The 5,692-nt window shown below is 48.0% G+C and carries 2 tRNA genes and 3 rRNA genes; all 5 read left to right on the top strand.

Annotated features, from left to right (window positions below):
• Positions 1–341 precede the first annotated feature (341 nt).
• The 5 genes from ACMHKH_RS14410 to rrf all read left to right on the top strand — a co-directional run bounded on the left by ACMHKH_RS14410 (position 342) and on the right by rrf (position 5,639).
• Positions 342–1,881, top strand: a 16S ribosomal RNA gene (locus ACMHKH_RS14410).
• 85 nt (positions 1,882–1,966) lie between these two features.
• Positions 1,967–2,043 (top strand) — tRNA-Ile (locus ACMHKH_RS14405).
• A 6-nt stretch (positions 2,044–2,049) separates the two neighbouring features.
• Positions 2,050–2,125, top strand: a tRNA-Ala gene (locus ACMHKH_RS14400).
• A gap of 349 nt (positions 2,126–2,474) precedes the next feature.
• Positions 2,475–5,336: ribosomal RNA gene (locus tag ACMHKH_RS14395) — 23S ribosomal RNA — on the top strand.
• Positions 5,337–5,524: 188 nt separating this feature from the next.
• Positions 5,525–5,639: ribosomal RNA gene (rrf, locus tag ACMHKH_RS14390) — 5S ribosomal RNA — on the top strand.
• The 16S, 23S and 5S rRNA genes sit together here with 2 tRNA genes alongside, the layout of an rRNA operon.
• Positions 5,640–5,692 lie beyond the last annotated feature (53 nt).

Raw genomic sequence — 5,692 nt, 5'->3', positions numbered from 1 at the left:
TTGACAGACTATTTCATTATGATATACTAGTCGGCTCGCTAAACGAGATAAGCAAATTGCTTTGATTGATTAGTAAGAACATCTTTTATTGGATGACAATAGAAGAACACTATTTAAAAGCATAACTAAAGAACAACTTGTGTGGATTTTTGCTGATTCAGAATGCTAAAAAATAAAGTTGGTTTTACTTCCTTTTCGGGAGTTTTTCTAACTATAAAAATTATCATTTAAGACAGTAAAAGAACTCAAAGTTAATTCATTACGAACATAATTTTTAGCGATTTTGCCAGATTAGATGAGCCAAGTTTAGAAGCTTCTTTAAAGAGCTTCATAGCAAGATTAAACTGAAGAGTTTGATCATGGCTCAGATTGAACGCTGGCGGCAGGCTTAACACATGCAAGTCGAGCGGTAACATTTCTAGCTTGCTAGAAGATGACGAGCGGCGGACGGGTGAGTAATACTTAGGAATCTACCTAGTAGTGGGGGATAGCACGGGGAAACTCGTATTAATACCGCATACGACCTACGGGAGAAAGGGGGCAGTTTACTGCTCTCGCTATTAGATGAGCCTAAGTCGGATTAGCTAGATGGTGGGGTAAAGGCCTACCATGGCGACGATCTGTAGCTGGTCTGAGAGGATGATCAGCCACACCGGGACTGAGACACGGCCCGGACTCCTACGGGAGGCAGCAGTGGGGAATATTGGACAATGGGGGAAACCCTGATCCAGCCATGCCGCGTGTGTGAAGAAGGCCTTTTGGTTGTAAAGCACTTTAAGCAGTGAAGAAGACTCCATGGTTAATACCCATGGACGATGACATTAGCTGCAGAATAAGCACCGGCTAACTCTGTGCCAGCAGCCGCGGTAATACAGAGGGTGCAAGCGTTAATCGGAATTACTGGGCGTAAAGGGAGCGTAGGTGGCTCGATAAGTCAGATGTGAAATCCCCGGGCTCAACCTGGGAACTGCATCTGATACTGTTGAGCTAGAGTATGTGAGAGGAAGGTAGAATTCCAGGTGTAGCGGTGAAATGCGTAGAGATCTGGAGGAATACCGATGGCGAAGGCAGCCTTCTGGCATAATACTGACACTGAGGCTCGAAAGCGTGGGTAGCAAACAGGATTAGATACCCTGGTAGTCCACGCCGTAAACGATGTCTACTAGTCGTTGGGTCCCTTGAGGACTTAGTGACGCAGCTAACGCAATAAGTAGACCGCCTGGGGAGTACGGCCGCAAGGTTAAAACTCAAATGAATTGACGGGGGCCCGCACAAGCGGTGGAGCATGTGGTTTAATTCGATGCAACGCGAAGAACCTTACCTGGTCTTGACATATCTAGAATCCTGCAGAGATGCGGGAGTGCCTTCGGGAATTAGAATACAGGTGCTGCATGGCTGTCGTCAGCTCGTGTCGTGAGATGTTGGGTTAAGTCCCGCAACGAGCGCAACCCTTGTCCTTAGTTACCAGCGGGTTAAGCCGGGAACTCTAAGGATACTGCCAGTGACAAACTGGAGGAAGGCGGGGACGACGTCAAGTCATCATGGCCCTTACGACCAGGGCTACACACGTGCTACAATGGTAGGTACAGAGGGCAGCTACACAGCGATGTGATGCGAATCTCAAAAAGCCTATCGTAGTCCAGATTGGAGTCTGCAACTCGACTCCATGAAGTAGGAATCGCTAGTAATCGCGGATCAGAATGCCGCGGTGAATACGTTCCCGGGCCTTGTACACACCGCCCGTCACACCATGGGAGTTGATTGCACCAGAAGTGGGTAGCCTAACCTTTTAGGAAGGCGCTCACCACGGTGTGGTTGATGACTGGGGTGAAGTCGTAACAAGGTAGCCGTAGGGGAACCTGCGGCTGGATCACCTCCTTATAGATGGCATTCGGTCAGCAAGAATTCACAACAAGTTGTTCTTTAGTTTAAGCTAGTTTATTAGCTAGAGGTATATGCCTCGCACAGGCCTGTAGCTCAGCTGGTTAGAGCACCGTGTTGATAACGCGGGGGTCGGCAGTTCAAGTCTGCCCAGGCCTACCATTATTAGGGGCCATAGCTCAGTTGGTAGAGCGCCTGCCTTGCACGCAGGAGGTCAACGGTTCGACTCCGTTTGGCTCCACCACATAATAAACTATTCTTTAGATGCTAATAAATAAAATAGGTATCAAATAGAAACAAGTGATTCAGCCAATTGGCATTGATTACTTCTTTCTGTTTTATACAGAATCTGTGACTCGACGAGAGCACAGAGACTATTTAAAAACATAGATATGAGTCTGGGTTAGGAACACGTGTTCACGCGTTGTTTCTAACCTTAATCACTCACTACTTAACGACATCAGTTGTTATCCCAGTAGTGAGTGATTAAAAAAGTAAAGAGAACTGAATCAAGCGTATAAACATAGGTGATATCGTTATCATAATTAGACTGTTATAACACTTAGAAGTCGAAAGACTACTTGGGGTTGTATGGTCAAGTAATGAAGCGCACATGGTGGATGCCTTGGCAGTCAGAGGCGATGAAAGACGTGACAGCCTGCGATAAGCTTCGGGGAGGCGGCAATATCCTGTGATCCGGAGATTTCTGAATGGGGAAACCCACCTACCATAAGGTAGGTATCTTGTACTTGTACAAGAAGCAAACGAGGGGAAGTGAAACATCTCAGTACCCTTAGGAAAAGACATCAAATGAGATTCCCCAAGTAGCGGCGAGCGAACGGGGAGAAGCCGATTAATGCTAATGTAGAAGAACAGCGTGGGAAAGCTGACCGTAGTAGGTGATAGTCCTGTATTCGAAACATTAGCGTTAACATATTAAGTAGGGCGGGACACGAGAAATCCTGTTTGAAGATGGGGGGACCATCCTCCAAGGCTAAATACTCCTGACTGACCGATAGTGAACCAGTACCGTGAGGGAAAGGCGAAAAGAACCCCTGTGAGGGGAGTGAAATAGAACCTGAAACCGTGTGCGTACAAGCAGTAGGAGCCTCAATTTATTGGGGTGACTGCGTACCTTTTGTATAATGGGTCAGCGACTTATGTTCTGTAGCAAGGTTAACCGTTTAGGGGAGCCGTAGGGAAACCGAGTCTTAATAGGGCGTTTAGTTGCAGGGCATAGACCCGAAACCGAGTGATCTATCCATGAGCAGGTTGAAAGTGCCGTAACAGGCACCGGAGGACCGAACCCACTGTCGTTGAAAAGCCAGGGGATGACTTGTGGATAGGGGTGAAAGGCTAATCAAACTCGGTGATAGCTGGTTCTCCCCGAAAGCTATTTAGGTAGCGCCTCGGACGAACACCATTGGGGGTAGAGCACTGTTTCGGCTAGGGGGTCATACCGACTTACCAAACCGATGCAAACTCCGAATACCGATGAGTGATATCCGGGAGACACACAGTGGGTGCTAACGTCCATTGTGGAGAGGGAAACAACCCAGACCGCCAGCTAAGGCCCCAAATTCCTAGTTAAGTGGGAAACGAGGTGGGAAGGCATAGACAGCTAGGAGGTTGGCTTAGAAGCAGCCATCCTTTAAAGAAAGCGTAATAGCTCACTAGTCGAGTCGGCCCGCGCGGAAGATGTAACGGGGCTCAAACTAGGAGCCGAAGCTGCGGATTTGAATTTGTTTTCAAGTGGTAGGGGAGCGTTGTGTAAGCCTGTGAAGGTGTGTCGTAAGGCATGCTGGAGGTATCACAAGAGCGAATGCTGACGTGAGTAACGATAATGCGAGTGAAAAGCTCGCACGCCGGAAGATCAAGGGTTCCAGTCCAACGTTAATCGGGGCTGGGTGAGTCGACCCCTAAGGCGAGGCCGAAAGGCGTAGTCGATGGGAAATTGGTTAATATTCCAATACTTGTTTATAATGCGATGGAGGGACGGAGTAGGTTATGTCAGCCTGGCGTTGGTTGTCCAGGTGAAAGGATGTAGGCAGACAGTTTAGGCAAATCCGGACTGTCATTATGCTGAGATCTGATAGCAAGCTGTACTTGTACAGCGAAGTGGCAAATACCATGCTTCCAGGAAAAGCTTCTAAGCAATAGTTATAAACGAATCGTACCCTAAACCGACACAGGTGATCAGGTAGAGAATACCAAGGCGCTTGAGAGAACTCTGCTGAAGGAACTAGGCAAAATGGTACCGTAACTTCGGGAGAAGGTACGCTGCCGATGGTGATAGGACTTGCTCCTTAAGCTGTTGGCAGTCGCAGATACCAGGCTGCTGCAACTGTTTATTAAAAACACAGCACTCTGCAAACACGAAAGTGGACGTATAGGGTGTGATGTCTGCCCGGTGCTGGAAGGTTAATTGATGGGGTTAGCGTAAGCGAAGCTCTTGATCGAAGCCCCAGTAAACGGCGGCCGTAACTATAACGGTCCTAAGGTAGCGAAATTCCTTGTCGGGTAAGTTCCGACCTGCACGAATGACATAATGATGGCAGCGCTGTCTCCAGCAGAGACTCAGTGAAATCGAAATCGCAGTGAAGATGCTGTGTACCCGCGGCTAGACGGAAAGACCCCGTGAACCTTTACTACAGCTTTACATTGAACTTTGACCTGACTTGTGCAGGATAGGTGGGAGGCTTTGAAGCAGACACGCTAGTGTTTGTGGAGCCAATCTTGAAATACCACCCTGGTCATGTTGGGGTTCTAACTCAGGTATAACAATACCGAGGACAATGTATGGTGGGTAGTTTGACTGGGGCGGTCTCCTCCTAAAGAGTAACGGAGGAGTACGAAGGTGCGCTCAGACCGGTCGGAAATCGGTCGTAGAGTATAAAGGCAAAAGCGCGCTTAACTGCGAGACCCACAAGTCGAGCAGGTACGAAAGTAGGTCTTAGTGATCCGGTGGTTCTGTATGGAAGGGCCATCGCTCAACGGATAAAAGGTACTCTGGGGATAACAGGCTGATACCGCCCAAGAGTTCATATCGACGGCGGTGTTTGGCACCTCGATGTCGGCTCATCTCATCCTAGGGCTGAAGCAGGTCCTAAGGGTATGGCTGTTCGCCATTTAAAGAGGTACGCGAGCTGGGTTTAGAACGTCGTGAGACAGTTCGGTCCCTATCTACCGTGGGCGTTGGAAATTTGAGAGGATCTGCTCCTAGTACGAGAGGACCAGAGTGGACGAACCTCTGGTGTTCGGGTTGTCACGCCAGTGGCATTGCCCGGTAGCTACGTTCGGATGGGATAATCGCTGAAAGCATCTAAGCGAGAAGCCCACCTCAAGATAAGATTTCCCTAAAGAGCCGTTGAAGACTACGACGTTGATAGGCAGGGTGTGGAAGTGCAGCGATGCATGTAGCTAACCTGTACTAATTGCTCGTTTGGCTTGACCATACAACACCCAAGTGGTTTGTATGAACAGCTCTAATTAATCTATCTTGTATAAGCTCTACAGCTTATAGAATATATATATTTCGATATCACCTTTAACCTTGATTCAGTTAGGTTACAAGTTGATCGACCATAAACTAAACACTTATAGTCAAACAATAAAAATAACAGACTCATATCTAACCCCCTTTGCTGACGACAATAGCATGATGGAACCACCTGATCCCTTCTCGAACTCAGAAGTGAAACATCATCGCGCCAATGGTAGTGTGGCTCCGGCCATGTGAGAGTAGGTCATCGTCAGCTCTCTATTCCTAGTTAACCCCCTTCTGCTAACGCAGAAGGGGGTTTTCTTTTGG

This window comes from Psychrobacter glacincola (assembly GCF_965118485.1).
GTDB classification, from domain to species: domain Bacteria; phylum Pseudomonadota; class Gammaproteobacteria; order Pseudomonadales; family Moraxellaceae; genus Psychrobacter; species Psychrobacter glacincola_D.
The sequence above is the reverse complement of the archived record's forward strand: the minus strand, read 5'-3'. Positions and strand labels throughout refer to the sequence as shown.